Below are 19,799 nucleotides of genomic sequence, written 5' to 3' on the forward strand. Positions count from 1 at the left end.
CACTATGACCACAATTTCTTCGCAGCTCATGACTGCTGCTAACTTACCCAACAGTAACTATCTACCAATCGATCTAAATTTGATCAACAATCCAAAATACCAAGAATTGCCAATCGAGGCTCTGTTTTTGCATGCCTTGTATACCATGCGCATGACTTGCAGTATTTACAATAGCCAAAAGGACGGCAGCTGGTTGGATCAGGACGGCCTGCCTTATATCTATTTTTCAAACGAAGAGGCGGCAGATCTATTAAAAGTTTCTGAGAGAAAAATCACGAATCTAAGAAACACGTTGGCCAAACTCGATTTGATCAAGGTGGTTCGCCATGGTCTGAAACACTACCGAATCTATGTAGCAAATCCTCAGGCTCCTGCTGAAGACAGCGAAGTCAAATTGGCCTTCAAAAATTATACGACATCAAAACAACTGGTATCTGCCGCAGATTTTACAGATACTGTCCGACCTGCAAAATCTGCGGGCACGAAAACGCAAGATTTGCAGACAAGTACACAAAAACAGCTAGAAAAAACAACAAGACCAACAAATGCAACATGCGCTGCCGCTTCAAAGATGACGGACACTGCTCCTGTGGAAAAGTCCGAGAGCTTAATCGCAGGCTTAAAAGCACGGTATGTCCACCTGATTCCAGCGCAGGTATTTACTCGTTTTCTGCCATTTTGCGAAGGGGACTATCAGCAGGCCAAGTGGTATGTCGATACGATCTTCAAAGCTAAATTTGTGAGCAATCGGCAATTTATTCAGGCAGGAATACCCGCTGAATCGGATGTTCTGACCTTTGAGGGCAATGATTATTACCAACAAGGCTTGGCTGATGCTGTAGCCAAAGCAGTCGAGCAGATGTATCGGTACAAGCAGGTACGCAATCCGCAAGCATTCTTTTTTTCCTTCATGAAGGGGTATTTTACGGAGAAAACCCGGCAATATTTGGTGGATCACTATGAGCTGACACCTGAATTGGAACGAACATTTTCTTGTATTTCTCACGTACTCTCCACTGAAAAATGGAAAAAAATTCAAGAAATTGCTTAAAAATTCGGTTTTTTTGCTTTTAAGAGCGGCTCTCTCTGCTATAATGTAGCAGAGTATATTCAGAAAGGTTTGTGTTATGAAAAAATTTACAGGCACTTTTTTTGCGTACAGTGGGCTGGTCGGCTTGATTGTGGGCATGATTGCAGCGCTGTTTATGGGGTTTGTTGAGATCGGGAACCAGTGGCTTTGGCAGACAGTCCCCAATTCGTTAGGCAACCCTAGTTTGTACCCGCTCTTGGTATGTATCCTTGGAGGGCTTTCGATCGGTTTTTTTGTTCGCTATTTTGGCAAATACCCGAAAACAGCAGCTGAAATTACCCAAGAGATCCAAAAAAAGGGCAGATTCGACTATAAAGAAGCGACAATCGTGCGCACGGTTTTAGGCTCCTTGCTAGTATTGCTATTCGGTGCCAGTGTCGGACCAGAAGCGGCAGTGATCGGGATCATCGCTAGTTCATTAACCTATTTTGCAGATCGTTTAAAGGTTAAACCAGCCGTTCGAAAAGACTTTTTAGAGTTCGGCAGCGGGACGGTCATGGGCGTGATTTTTATGGCTCCGTTGTATGGTGTTGGCAGTTCGTTGGAGAATGAACGCTGGCAGGATCTATCGGAAAGTAAAATAAAAAAATATGTGTTGTATATTTTTGCGACATTTACGGGCTTTATCAGTTATTTGATCACGTATAGCTTCTTTCCAAATCAAGAACAGATTTTTGCGATCCATCGCATGTCAACGTCAATGACTGTTCCCGGCTTTTTATTGCTGGTACCGGTGATCGTATTGGGCGCACTATTTGGGAAACTATTTTCTTTCTTGCTGGAAAAAACGGAGTCCTTTAACCAGCGTATCAAAAATCCAGTTCCATTAGCGGTGGCTGCAGGGATTTTATTGGGGATTATGGGGATGATCTCACCGGTCTTTCTTTTTTCCGGGGAGCATTCGATTTTGAGTTTTACTAGACAAGCTGCGACGATGAATGCCTTTGTAATCTTGGCGTTCGGCGTTGGCAAGATGCTGATTACGATGGTTTGCTTGGCGTGTAATTGGCGTGGGGGATCGATTTTTCCGATGATTTTTTCAAGCGTGGCGATTGCGTTCGCGGTCGTTCGTGTGTTTCCTCATTCGCCGGGTCTGCTGGTGGCAATTTTTACTGCCAGCGCCTGCGGAGTGATCTTGAAAAAACCGTTTGCGACCGCCTGTCTATTTTTACTGTTTTTCCCAGTGAAATTGTTTCTTTGGGTATGGGCGGCGGCATTTTTAGGCAATGCATTGTTCAAATGGCTTCCGAGGCTGCAAGAACTTAGTGAGAAACAAGTCAACTCAAAAAAGAAAGTTCAGAAAAACAAGCCAGAAAGAAAGAGCCGAACCAAACGCTAAAAAGAGCGATCACACGACGTGGGTCGCTCAGACTGTAGACAAAAGACGTTCAAAACTCGTAATTTGAGTATTGAACGTCTTTTTAGCTGATTTCTTTCCTTTTTAGTAAACCAAAAATCCGATGGCGCCTGCCAAAACCAGTAAAGTGATTGGGCTGAGCTTCTTTTTACGCAATAAAACAAAAAAGACGGCAAACAGCACAATGGGGATCCAATTAAAGCTGCGAACCTCATACCAGTGAAGCGTTCCGCTGAAGGCAAGGGTGATCATGGACAAACTGGCTGCTGCGATCAAACCGACCGTTGCAGACTTTAAGCCGGAAAAGACTTGCTGCATTAGGACATTTTCTTTATTTTTGCTGAAAAAGTAATCCAAGGCCAATGCAATCGCACACCCGGAGCTGATACAGGCGACCGTTGCAAAAATAGCTCCCAAAAGTCCTGCGACCTGCAATCCAACGAACGTGGCACTATTGACGGCTAAAGGTCCGGGGGTCATTTGGGAAATGGTCACGATATCACTGAATTCCTGGATCGTCAGCCATTGCTGCTCAGCGACGATTTCGGCTTGGATCAATGGCAAGGTCGCATACCCGCCGCCAATACTAAGCAGCCCAATAAAGAAAAAGCTGCGAAAAATTTCAAATAACATCATGCATTAGCCACTCTCCTTTGAAGAACTACGAACACTGCCGCCAAAATTAAAATCCACAAAGGATGAACATTGAAAAAGGCATTCGCCACAAAAGCAAAAAACGGAAGGATCATCAGCCAGAGATTTTTCTCCCGCCGCAGAGCGAAGTACATATCGATCACTAAATCAACAATGATCGCCGCAACGGCTGCTTCCATCCCTTGCAGTACAGCTCGAACCATAGGGTTGTTCTGAAAGGCAGAATATGCCAAAGAAATCAACGACAAAATGACGAAAGAAGGCATGATCGCCGCAACTCCGCTAACGAAGGCACCTTTGTACCCGCGAGCTTTTTTGCCTACCAGGACAGATAAATTCACAGCGATGGCTCCAGGTGAAGATTGAGCGATCGTTGCCAGGTCCAGCAATTCTTCTTTTGATAAATCACCATGATTCACAAAGTATTTTTCCATCATGGGAATCGTGACATACCCACCACCAAAGGTAAAGGTGCTGATAAAAAAGTTATATCCAAATAAACGAACATAGGATGAAGACATAGTTTTCCCCCTTCCTAACTAAGTATACGAGACAAAAGGTCATAAGTGAAATACAATGTATTTATCAAATCTATAAGTGAATACTTATTAAGGAGGGATCTTAAGTGAATATTCGACAGCTAAAATTGTTTCTAACTGTAGCGGAATTGGAGAATATTACGGAAGCAGCGGATAAATCATTCATTTCCCAACCGGCTGTCAGTCAAACGATTCAAGAGCTGGAATCGGAGATCGGTGTTCGATTATTTGATCGTCCAGGAAAATCGATCCGATTAAATCCTGCCGGAAACGCCTTTTTTCAACGGGTGAAGCATTTCATTCGTGAATATGAATCCTTGGAGGACTTTGCAGGCTATTTGGAAAAAAAGGCACCAATGAAGCTCGGGGCAAACCTGACGATTGCCAATTTTTGGTTGCCGCAGTTATTGCCTGCGTTTATTGAAGAAGGCAATCATCTCACGGTTAGAGCGGATTCAGCTGAAACGATTGTTACAGCTTTATTGAATCAGGAATTGGATATGGCCTTGCTAGAGGGAGTGATCACGAACAAGGAGCTGACGGTCGAGGTCTTTGACCAGTATGAATTGGTGGTCGTGGTCGCTAAACACCATCCCTTGGCCCAGAAAAATCAGCTGACGGTCGAGGAATTTATACGCTATCCGCTGCTCCTGCGAGAGCAGGGAAGTGCACTGCGGGATACTTTGGACAGTTGGTTATTCATCCAACAAAAGCAGGCAGATCCGATGATGACCAGTATCAATTCACCTGCACTATTGGCCATGGCGGCGACTGGTACGGGAATAACTTTCTTGCCGGAGCAATTGGTCACGCAATCTCAGTACCAGGAACAGGTCGTCTGCTTGCGATTTCAAGAAAAACGCTTGTTTAACCCTGTCCAGCTAGTGTATCAAACGGAACATCTCTTCACAGAGACGATGAGCCGGTTCCGTGAGCGAGTGCTAAAGCAAAATCAAGGGAGTGATGAATATGGAAGCAACAACGGATAGTGTACTGCAATTTCTTATGCCGATCTTTCACTGGATCGTTTTTTTGCTGAATATGGTCTCCATATTTATTATTTTGTGGGGAGCAGCGACGGCCAGTAAAGATTTTTTCTTGAATTTGATAAGAAGTCAGACCGATCAGGTGGATCTTGCATTGGAAAATAATTTCATCAAAGCCTATTTAGGCAGCTATGTCCTGTTAAGCTTAGAAATTTTGATCGTGGCAGATATCATCGAGTCGATTCTGAACCCCACCTTTCAAGACATTATCAAATTAGCCTTGGTCGTAGTGATTCGGACAGTGATTTCTTACTTTTTGCACCGTGAGATCGAAGAAAGCCCCATGCAACAGGAAACCAAAAACCGTATGCATGCAAAATGAGGATTTGATAATTTTTTGTGAAAACGGTTTGACCGGGTAAATGTTGCTTGATACCCTGAAACTAGATGCAGGCGATAAGTTTAATCAAACTAAAAGAAAAGAAGGTATCGGAAAGATGAATGAAATGAAGATTCGCGCATATTTAGAAAAAGAAAACCTAGACGCTTTTTTCATTGCCAAGCGGGTCAACGTACGCTTTACCAGCGGCTGGACCGGAGATGACTCATTTATTTTACTGACACGAAATGAGCAATTTTTCCTAACGGATCCTCGGTACACAGAACAAGCCGCTATCGAAGTACCTCATTACGAAATCATCAACTGGCGTTTGCCAGGCAAGACTGTCGGTGATACTGTGGCTCGTTTGGCCGAAGAAAAAGGCTTAAAAACAATCGCTTTTGAAGCCGATTATTTAACGTATGACATGTATTCTGATTTTACTAAGAAAGCCATCGCGGAATTTGTTCAGGCGGGTGGAGTGATCGACCGGATGCGAGCGATCAAATCGCCAGAAGAAATCCAATACATGCGCAATGCCTGCGAGATTTCCTGTCGAGCGTTCACCCGTATTTTAGAGGATATCCGTGTTGGTGTGACCGAAAAAGAACTGGCGGCAAAATTATCTTTGTACATGGTGCAAGAAGGTGCAGATACTCAACCTTACGGCAACATTCTGATCTCTGGAGCGAATACTTCCTTGCTGCACGGCATCCCTTCGAAAAAAGCAGTTGAATATGGCGACTTCGTTTTGATGGACTTTGGTTGTCAGTACAATGGCTATATGTCCGACATGACACGTACGGTAGTAGTCGGAAAAGCCAGCGACAAGCAGCGTGAAGTCTATGAATATGAAAAACAAAGCTTAGAAGCCGCTGAAGCAGTCATGAAAAATGGTGCTCCCGTCAAGGATATCTATCAAGCTTCCTTGAAACCATTAGAAGGAACCGAGTATCCGCAGTTTACGTACCGCAATATCGGCCATAGCATTGGTCTGTTCGTTCATGAATTGCCGTATATTGATGAGCAGTACGACGATGTTTTGGAAACGGGAATGGTGATGACCATCGAACCTGGGATCTACATTCCAGACTGGGGTGGTGTACGCATTGAAGACCAAGTATTGATCACCGATGACGGCTATGAAAATATGATCAGCATTTCTCATGATTTGATTGAATTGTAAGAGGAAAATAGGCTATACTAGGGCAACGACAGCTTCCGCTGTCGTTGTTTTTCCAATTGTAAGTCCTGCTTTTCTCAGAATTAATTAATAGAAATAGATAGAGGAAACTGAGCTGAATCCACCAATCGCATCATTTAGCAGAATGGTATGCGTACGAGAATAAAAAGGATTTTCCCCAGAGCTCCCCTCAAAACTTAATGAGTTAGCCGTCCAGCATTTTTGTACGATGAATCAGTTTAGAGCAGAACATCAACAACGGAGCCAAACAATAAAAACAGGAGCTATTCACTACCTTAGCATCCACTAGAAAAGGAGGTCATCGTGTGAACGAAAAGGACCGTTTTGATTTGATTTATGATATAGGAGAAACCTTGCTGGAAAACGGAGCCGAGATCAAACGGATTGAGAGCACCATTCGACATGTCGCCGATGCCTTGAAGCTGGAGGATTTTGACAGTTTTGTGCTGATCAATGGTATTTTTATGACCGCCCGTCTGAAGGATGAAACCGTACAGGCTCGAGTCAAAGATGTTCCAATTTCACCGATCAATCTTGGACGCATCGAAGAGATCAACACCTTATCACGCCGCATCACAGAGGGCAAATATACGCCGGAAGAAGCCAGGGAACAGCTAAATCGGATCAAGCAGGAGAATTTTTCTTCCACCCCATTGAAGGTCTCTGCCTATGCTTTTGGCAGTGCGTGCTTTTGCTATATTTTTGGCGGAACGCTGTGGGATTCGATCGGTGCGCTTTTTCTAGGATCGCTTTTGGCGATGTTCACTTTTTTTGTAGCACCAAAATTAAACATGTCGCAAATTATCTGGAATATCTCCAGCAGTATGTTTGTCAGTATTTTGGCCTGTTTGATGGTTCAACTGATTCCTGTTTTACAATTGACCAGTTTAGTTACTGGCGGGATCATCTCGCTGTTGCCGGGAGTGGCCGTCGTGAATGGTATCCGCTATTTGTTTGATGGGGATTACAGCTCTGGCTGGGGACAGATGATTAATGCACTGATTACTGCCTTGTGTATCTCTGTCGGTGTCGGGATGGTTCTGCGTGTTTTCAATTGGTTTTGGTTGTAGAAAGGGAGGGATGAGCGGATGACCATGCTTCTTCAGGTAATCGCTGGCTTTTTTGGAACGATTTCTTTTGCCATTTTATTTGAGGCACCAAAAAAGTATTATTTGTATTGCGGAGCGATCGGTGCATTTGGTTGGTTGATCTATCTTGTCATTATGCATTTTTGGACCATGCCGATTACCGCGACGTTCGTAGCTTCATTGGCGTTGATCTATTTATCTCGTGAAGCCTCTTTTGCTTTGAGGGCGCCAGTAACAATCTTTTTGATCTGCGGAATCTTCTGCTTAGTACCAGGATTAGGAATTTATAATTTTACTTATAACTTTTTCATTGGTGATTCGATCCAGGCCGCACAAATCGGTATTCAAGTGTTAAAAATCGCCATCGCGATCTCTTTAGGGATTACTGTGGGCTATGAGCTGTCGCCTAAGTGTTTTTTTACCTATCGGAGACGCCAAAAAGCATTAAAATAAATATACATTTCTGCTCGAAAATCCGACGGCTTTACGATCCCTTGCGATAGTGCAAGGGATTTTTTGTTCATAAAAATACAAGAATGAGAATTGTTTTCAATAAAATAAGAATAGGATTAAACTGAAAATGTTATTTAAATCATATTCTCATGGCGTTTTAATATAACTATAGGGATTTCTGAAGGCATTTTTTGTCGAGAACAAAAAGTGTCTATTTGGCGTTGAATCTTCATTAATAGAGGGTTTTAATGAGAAAAAAGCGGATTTTTGCGGAAATGTCAAAAGAATTGTTTCATAATCATGAAATTTATAGTAAACTTATAAACGGGGTAAATAGGAAAAAAACATTTTTTTAATAAGTATCATTTAGAGAGCATTCTTATTTTAAGTTATTTTATCTTGTGTATCAAGAAGTGTTTTTTTTTGTGAAAGAGAGGACAGAGAGATTCTTTCTCTACTATCCAGCCTCGTACTATGAAAAGTGGTAAAAACAGGAGCGACTGTTTTTAATAAATGTCTGTAGCGAAAAAAAGCAAAGGAGTGAAGGATTTTGAAGAAACAACGTGTCGAAAGAGTTATCGAAAAGATGAAGGAACAAGGTTATGGTCAACTGTTGGTATCTGATCCTGCAACGATTTTCTATTTAACAGGACGCTGGATCCATCCAGGTGAACGTTTATTGGTATTGGTGATTACTCCTGAGAACAAAAACACATTGATTGTCAACAAATTATTCCCGATCGAAGAAGATTTGGGTGTAGAAAAAGTATTTATTGATGACACAGATGATGCGGTCGCAAAAGTTCTTGAATACGTGAAGACAGATGAAAAGATCGGTGTCGATAAATTCTGGCCGGCTAAATTCTTATTGCGTTTGTTGGAATTGATTCCCGATGCTAAATTGGGCAACGGTTCTGAAGTGACAGACGCGGTTCGGGCGATCAAAGATGAAGAAGAAAAACAATTGATGCGTGATGCACAAGCGGACAACGAAATAGCAATCGATCGATTGAAAAAATTACTGCCGGAAGAATTGACAGAAGCAGAAATGGCCGACAGATTAGGCCAGATCTACAAAGAATTAGGCAACAGCGGCTTCTCCTTTGACCCGATCGTGGGCTATGGTGCCAATGCTGCCGACCCTCACCATGAAACAGATGATTCCACAGTGAAGCCTGGCGACAGTGTTATCTTGGACATCGGCGGAGTGAAAAATTCTTATGCGTCTGACATGACCCGGACCTTCTTCTACAAAGAAGTTTCTGACAAAGGTCGTGAAGTGTATGAAATCGTTAAAGAGGCTAACCAGCGGGCGATTGACATTGTAAAACCAGGTGTGAAATTGTCTGATGTAGACGCGGCTGCGCGTGATTACATCACAGAAAAGGGCTATGGCGAATACTTCACTCACCGTTTAGGACACTTTATTGGGATCGAATGCCATGAAGCAGGCGACGTTTCTGCAGCAAATGACAATGTGGCCGAAGTCGGGAATATCTTCTCGATCGAACCAGGGATCTACATTCCAGGAGAAGTCGGTGTGCGGATCGAAGATTTAGTGATCGTGACTGAAGACGGTTGTGAAAACCTGAACCATTATCCAAAAGACTTAGAAATCATCGGCTAACAGATATCTTCTTCGATCCGCCTTCAATGCGGATCGAAGAAGGATTAGTGGTTCCCAAGAACCAAGGAAATCAGACTCATTCATGAAAATTTAGGAGGATGAAGATGAAAGTAGAAGAAGGCTACATGCCTTATTTAGGTCATCAAACGTATTACCGAATCGTCGGAGAAGAAGCTAACGGCAAAAAACCATTGATCTTGATGCACGGCGGACCAGGATCGACCCACAATTATTTTGAAGTATTAGATGAAATGGCTGTCGATGGCCGCCAGTTGATTATGTACGATCAATTGGGTTGCGGAAAATCAGCGGTACCTTCAGATCCTTCCCTTTGGACGAAGGAGACCTGGGTCAACGAATTGATCGCGTTGAGAGAACATTTAGGATTAGATGACGTTCATTTGCTGGGCCAATCTTGGGGCGGCATGCTGGAAATCATTTATTTGTGTGATTATCAGCCAAAGGGAATCAAGAGTATGATTTTATCCAGCACTCTTTCTTCTGCCAGCCTTTGGGCACAGGAACAGCATCGCATGATCTCATTCATGTCCGAAGAAGATCAAGCGGCGATCGCCAAAGCCGAAGCAGAAAACAACTACGATGATCCTGCTTATTTAGCAGCCAATGATCGTTTTATGGTACGCCACGCAGCGGCTGTGCCGACAGAGGACTCTCCTGAGCCTTTGCGTCGCAAGAAGGTGCCGGGAACAGAAAGCTATGTGACGGCTTGGGGACCAAACGAGTACATGCCGACAGGAACTCTGCAACCTTATGAATACACAGACAAATTGCCGTCGATTGATGTACCGACACTGATCACCAGCGGCACCAACGATTTGTCTACGCCGCTGGTTTCTAAAACAATGTTTGATGCGATTCCAGGAGCAACATGGGAATTATTTGCCCACAGTCGCCATATGCCATTTGTTGAAGAACGCGAGAAATACATGGATCTATTAGAAACGTGGCTTTCTGCTCACGACTAAAATATTTTTTTAAGAAAGAAGGAACATCATGGAAACAACTCCGGTTAAAAAGAAAAAACCTTTTGGCTTTTATGTCTGCGCATTAGGGTTTACCTTTGAGCGTATGGCATTTTATACTGCCAAATATATGCTGGCGATTTGGATTGCAACCAACGCAGCATCGGGTGGTTTAGGGATGACAAGTGCACAGGGAGTTCAAATCTCTGCTTGGTTTGTAGCAGCTACTTATATCACACCAACATTTGGAGGCCTAATTGCCGATTATTGGCTAAGTCCACGAATATCTGTTGCGGCGGGGATGATTATGATGGGAGCTGGGTATGTGATGACCTGGTTCGCGGATTCAATGGCTTTGGTTTGGGTAATGATTATTTTGGTCGCTGTCGGTACTGGATTATTCAAAGGAAATCTCTCAGGGGTAAACGCGCTATTATTTGATGATGAGAAAGAATTGAACGAGGCATTTTCTGTCCAGTATTCCTTTGTTAACATTGGTTCATTCTGTGGGACCACATTCTTGGTACTGTTGATTGATCCATTTGGATTTAACTTTGTATTCCTGATTTGTGGTATATTGCTGTTTATTGATGCATTATGGTTTATTTTCAACAGCCGTTCATTAGGTGAAGCAGGTAAGAAACCATTTAAGGTTGATCAACGTCAATTTGAATCTGCTGGTAAAAAGGTAGAGGGAGCAAATACAAAACTAACTTCTGGTGACTGGAAGCGGATCATCGCTATTATCTTGGTAACGTTGTTCTCGGTAGTTTTCTGGACGGTGTGGTATTTGGCTTATATGCCAGCATACTTCTACTTTGGGCACGGAGATGGTGCAGGATTCTTAGAACGGGCAAACTGGCTAGTTGGAAGCTTCAAAGTACCAACTTCTTATTTTGATTCTATGAATGCTTTGACTTGTATTATTTTAGGTCCTGTTTTAGGACGTTTGTGGACTAAATTGGCCAAACGCCCTCAAGGAGATATGAGTATGTTCAAGAAAACTGCACTAGGAATGATCCTAGTGGGTATTTCTTATGTGGCAATGGTCGTTGCGGACATGGTCGGTCAAGGAAGTACATCAATTATCTGGTTAGTATTGGTCAGCATACTTATGTCAGTTGGTGAAATGATCTTCTCTCCTTTAGGAAACTCATTTATTGCAAAACTGGCACCAGCGAAACTAATGGGATTACTATTAGGCGTCTGGACAATCGCAGTATTTTTCTCTCAAATGATTTATCCAGTCATTTATGCGTTGCTAGAAACTGATGTTCCAGGAGATTTCCAAATGGGCTATGGTGTACTAGCCGCAGTCGTTATCGCTTTAGGATTGATTCTATGGTTCGGCAGCAAGTCGTTGGATAAATTGGAGACAGCCGAATAAGTATTTTGCTAAAAACCAATCTCTTCGGAGGTTGGTTTTTTGTCTCAAAAATGCAAAAAATCAGCTCCTTAATCAGGTATACTGAAAGAATCAAAATAAAGAAGGAGAAGATTGATTCGCTGAAGGTTCGTTCACGAAAAGCCCAAGCCAACTCGGTGTGGCTGTTGTATTTCTGCTCTTTTTTTCTTAACTACATTCAAGGATTGCTTTATTTGACTCAGCTTCCGATTGTTTGGATCAAAACGATTGGAATAGTGGTTCCATTGTTTGATCTGTTGTTCGTGGGAGGCCTGTTGTTTTATTTCCGGGAACCCGTGTCTGCTATTGGACTAAAAAGAGAGCAGCTGGCTCAAAGTTTTTGTATAGGGGCCATTGGCGGTCTGATACTACTGCTTGGTGTTTCTTTTTATGAAGCAAGTCATCTGCAAAAAGTAAACCCAGTCTTGGGATCGATCGGAGTACATAGTCTGGTCTTGTTTATTATTGGGGTGGTCTCAGAAGAGGTCTCGTTTCGAGGCTATATCGAACCAAGAGTGAGCGCTGCTTTTCATAGTGAAGGAGCTGGTATTGTCATTACCGGTCTGATGTTTGTGCTGAGCCATTATCCAGTGAAGTGGGCTGTCAGCGGGTTTTCTTTGTGGACGTTGGAAGGTTCTTATGTCGTTGTGCTGTTCCTGCTGCATCTTTTTTGTTCAGCGGTCTATCGGAAAACGGGTTGCTTGTATGGGGCGATTTTGCTGCATTTGCTCTATAACGTGGGTTCAGCAGTACTGATCCTTTGATTTATAAACGAAACAAAGCTTTTGCATTGTGGGAAGGCTCCATTTACAATTCGTTTATAAATGAGAGGTAGTATAACAACAAACAACCTTACCCCTTTTGCATTTTTATCGCCTTTCCTGACGGCTACTCACCGGCAGGTCTTTTTTGTTTAAGCTTATTGGCCAATAAAGAAAAAATCGATCTAGTTGAACAAAGTTATTTTCGTTTATTATGTGAATCAATATACATATATATTGCATTGATTGATTCTTAAACAAACGATCAGCCGTCCTTATAGAAAGGCAGTTTTCCCAAACACCTTCCTTGTAAAAATAACATATATAAGGTCGAGTGTCGACAATCAAAAATAACTAAATTAGAATTCGAGTAGAATTGAATTAGAAAAAACTTTATTCTGTTTTATTTGACTTATCATTGTGATATTGCGATTGGAACCGTTTTTTATACATGGGGTTATTTATTAATTCACAAATTTTAAAAAGACTAAAAAAAAGCTTGTGATAGCAGGGTTAGATTCGCGAAAAATATCAATTAAATAGCGAAAGAACCTTTTATAACTAACATGAATATGATATGATTTAAACGAACTAAGGGCGGCTGATTTGCTCAAGTTCGAACAAGTATAGATGCAGGGGAGGTGAAATGAATTGACACAAATTCTTATACCATTGAAGCAACATGTCGGCGCTCCGTGCAGAGGAGTCGTCAAAGCAGGAGAAGATGTCAAACGAGGCCAATTGATTGCGGAACCAAATGGTTTAGGGGCAAAAATTCATGCGAGTTTTTCTGGAAAAGTGGTTGATGTGAGTGAAGAAAATGTTGTTTTGACAATTGACGAAGAACAAGATTTTTCAAGCTATGTTCCGATTCCGGAAACAGAGTCGATGGAACAGGCAGTTGAAGAAGCAGGAGTCGTAGGAGCCGGCGGGGCTGGATTCCCAACTTTCTTGAAATTGGCTTGTGAAATCCCTAACGGTATGTTTATTGCAAACGGTGCTGAGTGCGAGGCTTTATTGGCTCATAATGTGAAACAAATGAGCGAGCAGATTGATCAATTGATTCGCGGTGTGAAATACTGCATGGAGATGACGAAAGCACCAAAGGGTGTGATCGCTGTTAAAGGCAAACACCGTCAGTTAGTGATGCGCTTGATCAAGGCGACGGAAGCCGAAAAGGCGATTTCGGTTTATCAATTGCCGGATATTTATCCAGCAGGCGATGAACGAATGATCATTCGGGAAGTTATGGAGATCGTTTTAGAACCAGGTCAGATCCCAACAGAAGTGGGAGCGGTCGTAGACAACGTAGAAACGATCAAACGAATTGTTGAAGCGATTGAAGACCGTAAACCATTTATTGACAAGGATTTGACCGTTTCAGGACGGGTCAAGCAAAAAGAAACGGTGTTTGTGGATGTACCGATCGGAACGCCGGTCAAAACATTGATCAACAATGTTGGCGGCTACGTGGAGCCTCACGGGGAGATCGTGATTGGCGGACCAATGACTGGTCGCAGCGGTGAAGAAACGACACCGATTACAAAAACCAGCGGCGGTGTACTCGTTGCCATGCCGTTTCCACAGGAAAAACGTAAAGTCGGTTTATTGATTTGTGAATGCGGCGGCTCAGCAGAACGAATGACTGAGATCGTCAACAACATGGGTGCAGAAGTCGTGGCGTCCGAACGTTGCAAACGAATGGTAGAAGTAAATGGAAGATATAGGTGTGCCTTGCCAGGTATATGTCCAGGTCAAGCGAAAACAGTCATGTCCTTGAAGAAACAAGGCGCTGAAGTCGTTATGACCGGATCCTGTTCTGATTGAACAAACACCGTCATGGGTGTAGCTCCTAGGTTAGGAGTTCCGGTTTATCATCATACAGATCACGTACTGCGAGCAGACGGGCACAGACTATATCGTAAATTACCGACAAATTAAGAAAAAAATCTTAGGAGGAATTAACGAATGTCTATTACAGCAGAAACTGCGAAAGAACATGCAAAAGATCCTGCAGTATTATGTTGCCGTGCCGAAGCAGGCAAAGTGATCGCACCAGATGATTTAGAAGATCCAGCGATCTTTGAAGATTTGGAGGATTCAGGGCTGTTAGAAATCCCTGAAAATGCGTTAACAATCGAACAAGTACTTGGTACTACGTTAAAGGAAACCACAGATGCGTTGATTCCTTTAACAAGAGAGATTCTTGATGGGGTGAAAGAAGTGGAAGCAGCGCCAGCACCAGAAGCGGCTGAAGAACCAGCTGCACCTGCACCGTCTGAACCTGTTCACCCAGCAGCACCAGCAGTACCGTTTGCTGGAGGAACCATCAAGATCCACATTGCGGAAGGAAAAGGCATTGACTTAGAAGTCCCTATGTCAGTTGCTGGATCAATGGGCGTGGCAGCACCGCCTGCACCTGCGCCAGTTGCACCAGAACAAGCAGCCGCTCCTGCACCGCAGGCACCAGCTGCGGAGGCAGAGGTAAAAGAAAAAGTTATTCGTTCCGTTCGTCGTGACTACTTAAAAATCGACAAGGTAGAGTTTGGCGAAGAAACGAAAATTGAAGGAACCACCTTAATCTTACGTAAGATGGAAGAGATTTGTGCCGAAGCCGTTGAGCTAGAAGAACTCGTGGAAAGCATGACCTTTGAAATCATTACGCCAGATCGTTACAACGAATACAGCGAAACCATCATGGACGTTCAACCGATTGCCGCAAAAGCAGAAGGCGAAATCGGCCATGGGGTAACGCGAGTATTAGACGGTGTAGTATTGGTGGTCACAGGAACAGACGCAAATGGTGTTCAAATCGGCGAATTCGGTTCATCTGAAGGCGAATTGGATCGCAACATCATGTGGGGACGTCCTGGTGCACCAGAAAAAGGCGAAATCTTCATCAAAACACAAGTAACGATTAAAGAAGGCGCCAATATGGAACGTCCAGGTCCATTGGCGGCTCATAAAGCGTCGGATTATATTACCCAAGAGATTCGCGAAGCCATTAAGAAAGCAGACGAAGCGTTGGTTAGTGAGTCAGAAGAAATCGTGCAAAAACGCCGTTTCGGCAACAAGCGTGTCTTGATCGTGAAAGAGATTATGGGTCAAGGGGCGATGCACGATAACTTGATTATGCCGGTTGAACCAGTCGGTACCCTTGGTGCAAAACCAAACGTTGACCTGGGCAACCTGCCAATCATGTTGGCACCAACAGAAGTATTAGATGGCGGGATCCATGCATTAACCTGTATTGGACCAGCATCAAAAGAAACGTCTCGTCATTACTGGAGAGAGCCATTGGTGATGGAAGCCATGGAAGATCCAGAAATTGATTTAGTAGGTGTGATGTTTGTGGGTTCACCGCAAGCAAATACCGAAAAATACTATGTGTCCAAACGTCTAGGAATGACGATTGAAGCCATGGATATTGACGGCGCGATTGTTACCACTGAAGGCTTCGGGAATAACCATATTGACTTTGCGTCACATATCGAAGAAATCGGTAAACGCGGCGTGAAGGTTGTGGGTGATTCTTACTCAGCCGTTCAAGGGGCGCTAGTTGTCGGAAACCCAGAAATGGGCGCAATGGTGGATAACAACAAATCAAAACAAGGGATCGAAAATGAAATCTTGTCGAACAATACGTTGTGTAAAGAAGATGCCATTCGCGACTTGGCTATGTTGAAAACACTGATGGGCGGCGGCGAAATCAAAGCGGCTGAACGCAAGTGGAATCCAAATGTGAAGCTAAACAATATTGAAATCATTGAAAAGACTACCGGTAAGAAAGTAGACCTGGTGGACAATGAACAAATTTTACCTAAGAGCAAAAAACGTCAAGAGATTTACGAAAAAGACTAGATTTAGGTGACGAAAAAATTATGGACAGACTCAAATACATTTCAACGGAACAAATGTTTGAGGGAATTATTGTTGAGCTTCACGATGCAAGCGTAACAATCGATATCAAAGGACGTTTGGGTCAATTAAAAATTCCTCGACGAATGATCATATCTGAATACGATTTAGCCATTGGTCAGGAAGTCGGATTTTTAATGACCTATCCAGAGGTTTTGGAAGAGGAACCAAACGATCATTATGTTCAGGCGATCAAAGAGCATGAACGACGTCGTTTGGAAAATCAGAAAAACCGCGAGCAGACACACAGAGAGGAGAATTAACACATGGGCTTAACTGTCTTTGAAGGATTGCAGTCAGAAATTTTCGTGCCAATCACGCCGAAATCTGTCTTCACTCCGGTCAAAAAAGAGCTGAAAGAAATGCGTGTTGCCTTAGCTACGGCAGCAGGTGTTCATTTAAAGAGTGACAAACGATTCAATTTAGCAGGGGATACGACATACCGCGAAGTACCAGATGGCACGCCGAGTGATGAATTAATGGTGTCTCACGGCGGGTATGACAATGCCGATGTCAACCGAGATGTGAACGCAATGTTCCCAATTGATCGGTTGCATGAATTAGTCAAAGAAGGCTTCATTAAAGAAGCAGCACCAGTACATTACGCATTTATGGGCGGCGGGGGCGACCAAGAAGCATTTCACGATGTGACGGGTCCAGAGATCGCACAAAAACTAGTGGACGAAGAAGTTGACGCTGTCGTAATGACCGCTGGCTGAGGAACCTGTCATAGAACTGCCGTGATCGTGCAGAGAGCTATTGAGGAAGCGGGAATTCCTACTATTTTAATTGCAGCATTGCCACCAGTAGTACGTCAGAATGGATCACCACGTGCGGTTGCACCGATGGTACCAATGGGCGCTAACGCTGGCGAACCACACAATATTGAGATGCAAACAGGTATCTTGAAAGATACGTTAACCAACTTAGTAACAATTGAAACACCAGGAAAGATCGTTCCATTACCTTACGAATATATTGCACATGTATAGAAGTTAGGTGAATTTATGCGAGGCGAACCACTAAAAATCAAAGTTTTTCATATGAGTGAGGTCACTATTGGCGACCAGTTTCATATGGCACACGATCGTCTACAGATCAACAAACACTTTGATAGTGAATGCCCCGATATTCAGGAACTAACCATTCAAGTTCTCCAACCCAATCAACTAGACGTTGAGACCAATACCATCATGGATGTCATGCCGATATCCACGAAGGTATTGGGTACGTTGGGAACAGGCATCACCCATACCTTGACAGGTGTCGCAGTTGTCATGACTGGTGCCATTGAGGAAGGGGAACAGATGCATGAGTTTGGTTCATCCGAGGGATTCTTGCGGGATCACTTGAGGTTGAATCAATCTGGAACACCGAAAGACACGGATTTTATTATTTGGATTGATTTAGTGGCGAAAAAGGGCACTCCTTTTAACCGTGAGCTAAGTCTAAAAATGTTTGAAATCGTGGATCGTTATCTTCAGGAAATTCGGGAACGAATGAAAATGCTGGAGGGCAATCAGGCGGTTGAAACCCATGTTTATGAAGAAACCAGCCATTCTGGAAAACCGAAAGTAGCCTTAGTCAAACAGGTCGCCGGTCAAGGCGTTATGTATGATATGCTGCTGTTTCCAGAAGAACCAAGCGGGTTCAAAGGCGGCGTCTCGATCATAGACGTGAACAACATGCCGGTTTTTCTTTCCGCAAATGAATATCGCGACGGTGTTATCCGTTCAATGGTATAGTCTGAAATCGGACAGGAGGAGACGTTTATGGGGATCGGCCCATCAACCAAAGAAACCTCGCTGCATCATTTTCAAGACCCTTTAGTGGACCTGTTATCGCAGGACCCGGACATTGATTTCCAAGGTGTAGTCGTGGTGGGGACACCGCAGAGCAACAAAATGAAGCATTTAGTCGGCCGTCGAGCAGCAGCTTGGCTTGAAGGAATGCGCACGAATGGTGTGATTGCTTCAACAGACGGCTGGGGAAATTCTGATGTGGATTTTGCCAATATGCTGGAAGAAATCGGCCAAAGGGACATTAGCGTGATCGGATTAAAGTTCATTGGTTCACAAGCGAAGTTTGTTGTGGAAAACAGCTACACAGAACATGTTTTGGATTTTAATAAATCTGAAAAGGGCATCGAAACTGAGGTAGTTGGTGAAAATACGATCAATCATCTTGATGCAGTCAAGGCATTAGCTTCAATCAAATTGAAAATGCGAAAAGACGATCAGAAAATTAGGTAGCAGCAAGTCGTATCCAATGTATTGTTAACGGCTGATTGAGGAGCGAATTGCACTAGCTAAAAACCTGGAGGGTAAAATAATGAAAGTATCAAAAATGATCTCAGCGATCGATACACACACAGCGGGAGAAGCAGCACGTTTGATTATTGGAGGAATTCCTAAATTCCCTGGTAAGACAATGGCTGAAAAAAGAGAATATTTAGAAACACAGCAAGATGCACTACGTCAAATGTTAATGTTAGAACCACGGGGTCACCGCGATATGTTCGGCGCATTTATTACAGAACCTGTTCACGATGAAGCCGATTACGGCATCATCTTCATGGATTCAGGCGGGTACTTGAACATGTGCGGACACAATACGATCGCTGCCATGACTTCTGCAGTCGAACAAGGCTGGGTAGAAGTGAAAGAAGGCGATCGCGAAGTCAAAGTCGTTCAAGACACACCTGCAGGAATCGTTCGTGGAACAGTCCACTTGGATGAGGACTTCTCAGCAGAGTCTGTTTCATTCGAGAATGTGGAATCATTCCTTTATAAAGAAAACGTCAAAGTCAATGTTCCTGAAGTTGGCGAATTGACAATGGATATCTCATTTGGCGGAAGCTTCTTTGCGATTTTGCCTGCTTCCTCTGTAGGATTAGAAATCAAACCAGAAAATGCCTCTAAATTCAATGATTTGGGCATGATCATCCGCGATGCGGTTAATGAACAGGTTGAGATTCAACACCCTACTTTGGAACACATTAAGAGTGTAGATTTGGTCGAATTCTACGGACCGCCTACCAGCCCCGATGCAACGTACCAAAACGTGGTTGTCTTCGGTGATGGGCAAGTCGACCGTTCGCCTTGCGGAACAGGGACAAGTGCTAAACTTGCGACATTGTACGGCAAAGGTGAAATGAATGTTGGAGATACGTTTGTTTATGAGAGTATCCTATGCACGAAGTTTAAAGGTGAAATCGTAAAAGAAGCAGAAGTGGGCGGATATAAAGCAATTATCCCTCGTGTATCTGGTTCAGCGTATGTCACTGGATACAATACATTCTTAGTTGATCCGAAAGATTCCTTGAAGGATGGATTCCTATTAGGATAGAAGTGAA

At 43.4% G+C, this 19,799-nt stretch carries 21 protein-coding genes; 19 read left to right on the forward strand and 2 right to left on the reverse strand.

Annotated elements, in window-relative coordinates; all coding sequences use genetic code 11:
* Window positions 1–4: 4 nt before the first annotated feature.
* Together NRIC_RS04320 and NRIC_RS04325 are read left to right on the forward strand one after the other, a co-directional pair.
* On the forward strand, window positions 5–1,051 hold the full coding sequence (locus NRIC_RS04320; RefSeq protein WP_146621483.1) for a replication initiator protein A: 1,047 nt from the start codon (window positions 5–7) through the stop codon (window positions 1,049–1,051).
* Between the two features lie 76 nt (window positions 1,052–1,127).
* Window positions 1,128–2,429, forward strand: coding sequence for a chloride channel protein (locus tag NRIC_RS04325; protein ID WP_146621484.1), 1,302 nt, complete (start codon window positions 1,128–1,130; stop codon window positions 2,427–2,429).
* Window positions 2,430–2,531: 102 nt separating this feature from the next.
* Here the strand turns inward: NRIC_RS04325 and NRIC_RS04330 are convergent, their stop codons facing one another.
* A complete protein-coding gene (locus tag NRIC_RS04330) occupies window positions 2,532–3,083 on the reverse strand; it encodes a chromate transporter (protein WP_146621485.1) in 552 nt (183 codons plus the stop codon).
* Window positions 3,080–3,622 (reverse strand): chromate transporter, encoded by a 543-nt coding sequence (locus NRIC_RS04335; RefSeq protein WP_146621486.1) that lies wholly within the window; start codon window positions 3,620–3,622, stop codon window positions 3,080–3,082. Before NRIC_RS04335 ends, NRIC_RS04330 begins: the two co-directional genes overlap by 4 nt.
* 104 nt (window positions 3,623–3,726) lie before the next feature.
* Between NRIC_RS04335 and NRIC_RS04340 the strand changes: the two genes are divergently transcribed.
* The 17 genes from NRIC_RS04340 (at window position 3,727) to NRIC_RS04415 (ending at window position 19,792) form a co-directional block, all read left to right on the forward strand.
* Window positions 3,727–4,629, forward strand: a complete 903-nt coding sequence (locus NRIC_RS04340) for a LysR family transcriptional regulator (RefSeq protein WP_146621487.1) — start codon at window positions 3,727–3,729, stop codon at window positions 4,627–4,629.
* Window positions 4,610–5,008 (forward strand): DUF1622 domain-containing protein, encoded by a 399-nt coding sequence (locus NRIC_RS04345; protein WP_146621488.1) that lies wholly within the window; start codon window positions 4,610–4,612, stop codon window positions 5,006–5,008. Before NRIC_RS04340 ends, NRIC_RS04345 begins: the two co-directional genes overlap by 20 nt.
* A 115-nt stretch (window positions 5,009–5,123) precedes the next feature.
* Window positions 5,124–6,191, forward strand: a complete 1,068-nt coding sequence (locus tag NRIC_RS04350) for a M24 family metallopeptidase (protein ID WP_146621489.1) — start codon at window positions 5,124–5,126, stop codon at window positions 6,189–6,191.
* A 323-nt stretch (window positions 6,192–6,514) separates the two neighbouring features.
* On the forward strand, window positions 6,515–7,279 hold the full coding sequence (locus tag NRIC_RS04355; RefSeq protein ID WP_146621490.1) for a threonine/serine exporter family protein: 765 nt from the start codon (window positions 6,515–6,517) through the stop codon (window positions 7,277–7,279).
* 18 nt (window positions 7,280–7,297) lie between these two features.
* Complete coding sequence (locus NRIC_RS04360) at window positions 7,298–7,750, forward strand: threonine/serine exporter family protein (protein ID WP_146621491.1); 453 nt, start codon at window positions 7,298–7,300, stop codon at window positions 7,748–7,750.
* A gap of 550 nt (window positions 7,751–8,300) precedes the next feature.
* Window positions 8,301–9,377 carry a M24 family metallopeptidase gene (locus NRIC_RS04365; RefSeq protein ID WP_146621492.1) on the forward strand — a complete coding sequence of 359 codons (1,077 nt, stop codon included), beginning with the start codon at window positions 8,301–8,303 and terminating at the stop codon, window positions 9,375–9,377.
* A gap of 104 nt (window positions 9,378–9,481) precedes the next feature.
* The gene (pepI, locus tag NRIC_RS04370) at window positions 9,482–10,363 is read left to right on the forward strand and encodes a proline iminopeptidase (protein ID WP_146621493.1); all 882 of its coding nucleotides are present in this window, start codon (window positions 9,482–9,484) and stop codon (window positions 10,361–10,363) included.
* 28 nt (window positions 10,364–10,391) lie between these two features.
* Window positions 10,392–11,747: a peptide MFS transporter gene (locus NRIC_RS04375; RefSeq protein WP_146621494.1), complete on the forward strand. Its 1,356-nt coding sequence runs from the start codon at window positions 10,392–10,394 to the stop codon at window positions 11,745–11,747.
* A gap of 212 nt (window positions 11,748–11,959) precedes the next feature.
* Entirely contained in the window at window positions 11,960–12,529 is a 570-nt protein-coding gene (locus NRIC_RS04380) for a CPBP family intramembrane glutamic endopeptidase (RefSeq protein WP_175579997.1), read from the forward strand.
* Window positions 12,530–13,177: 648 nt separating this feature from the next.
* On the forward strand, window positions 13,178–14,467 hold the full coding sequence (gene prdC / locus NRIC_RS04385; protein ID WP_175579998.1) for a proline reductase-associated electron transfer protein PrdC: 1,290 nt from the start codon (window positions 13,178–13,180) through the stop codon (window positions 14,465–14,467).
* 27 nt (window positions 14,468–14,494) lie between these two features.
* A complete protein-coding gene (gene prdA, locus NRIC_RS04390; protein ID WP_146621497.1) occupies window positions 14,495–16,387 on the forward strand; it encodes a D-proline reductase (dithiol) proprotein PrdA in 1,893 nt (630 codons plus the stop codon).
* Between the two features lie 20 nt (window positions 16,388–16,407).
* Entirely contained in the window at window positions 16,408–16,707 is a 300-nt protein-coding gene (locus NRIC_RS04395) for a CBO2463/CBO2479 domain-containing protein (protein ID WP_146621498.1), read from the forward strand.
* Window positions 16,708–16,710: 3 nt separating this feature from the next.
* Entirely contained in the window at window positions 16,711–17,163 is a 453-nt protein-coding gene (locus NRIC_RS19950; protein ID WP_010757748.1) for a glycine/sarcosine/betaine reductase selenoprotein B family protein, read from the forward strand.
* A gap of 27 nt (window positions 17,164–17,190) precedes the next feature.
* Entirely contained in the window at window positions 17,191–17,436 is a 246-nt protein-coding gene (locus tag NRIC_RS19955) for a hypothetical protein (protein WP_207673078.1), read from the forward strand.
* 15 nt (window positions 17,437–17,451) lie between these two features.
* Window positions 17,452–18,189, forward strand: a complete 738-nt coding sequence (prdD, locus tag NRIC_RS04405; protein WP_146621499.1) for a proline reductase cluster protein PrdD — start codon at window positions 17,452–17,454, stop codon at window positions 18,187–18,189.
* Between the two features lie 27 nt (window positions 18,190–18,216).
* The gene (locus NRIC_RS04410) at window positions 18,217–18,696 is read left to right on the forward strand and encodes a glycine/sarcosine/betaine reductase component B subunit (RefSeq protein WP_146621500.1); all 480 of its coding nucleotides are present in this window, start codon (window positions 18,217–18,219) and stop codon (window positions 18,694–18,696) included.
* A gap of 79 nt (window positions 18,697–18,775) precedes the next feature.
* Entirely contained in the window at window positions 18,776–19,792 is a 1,017-nt protein-coding gene (locus NRIC_RS04415; protein ID WP_146621501.1) for a proline racemase family protein, read from the forward strand.
* Window positions 19,793–19,799 lie beyond the last annotated feature (7 nt).

This window comes from Enterococcus florum (assembly GCF_004309355.1).
Classification (GTDB): domain Bacteria; phylum Bacillota; class Bacilli; order Lactobacillales; family Enterococcaceae; genus Enterococcus_A; species Enterococcus_A florum.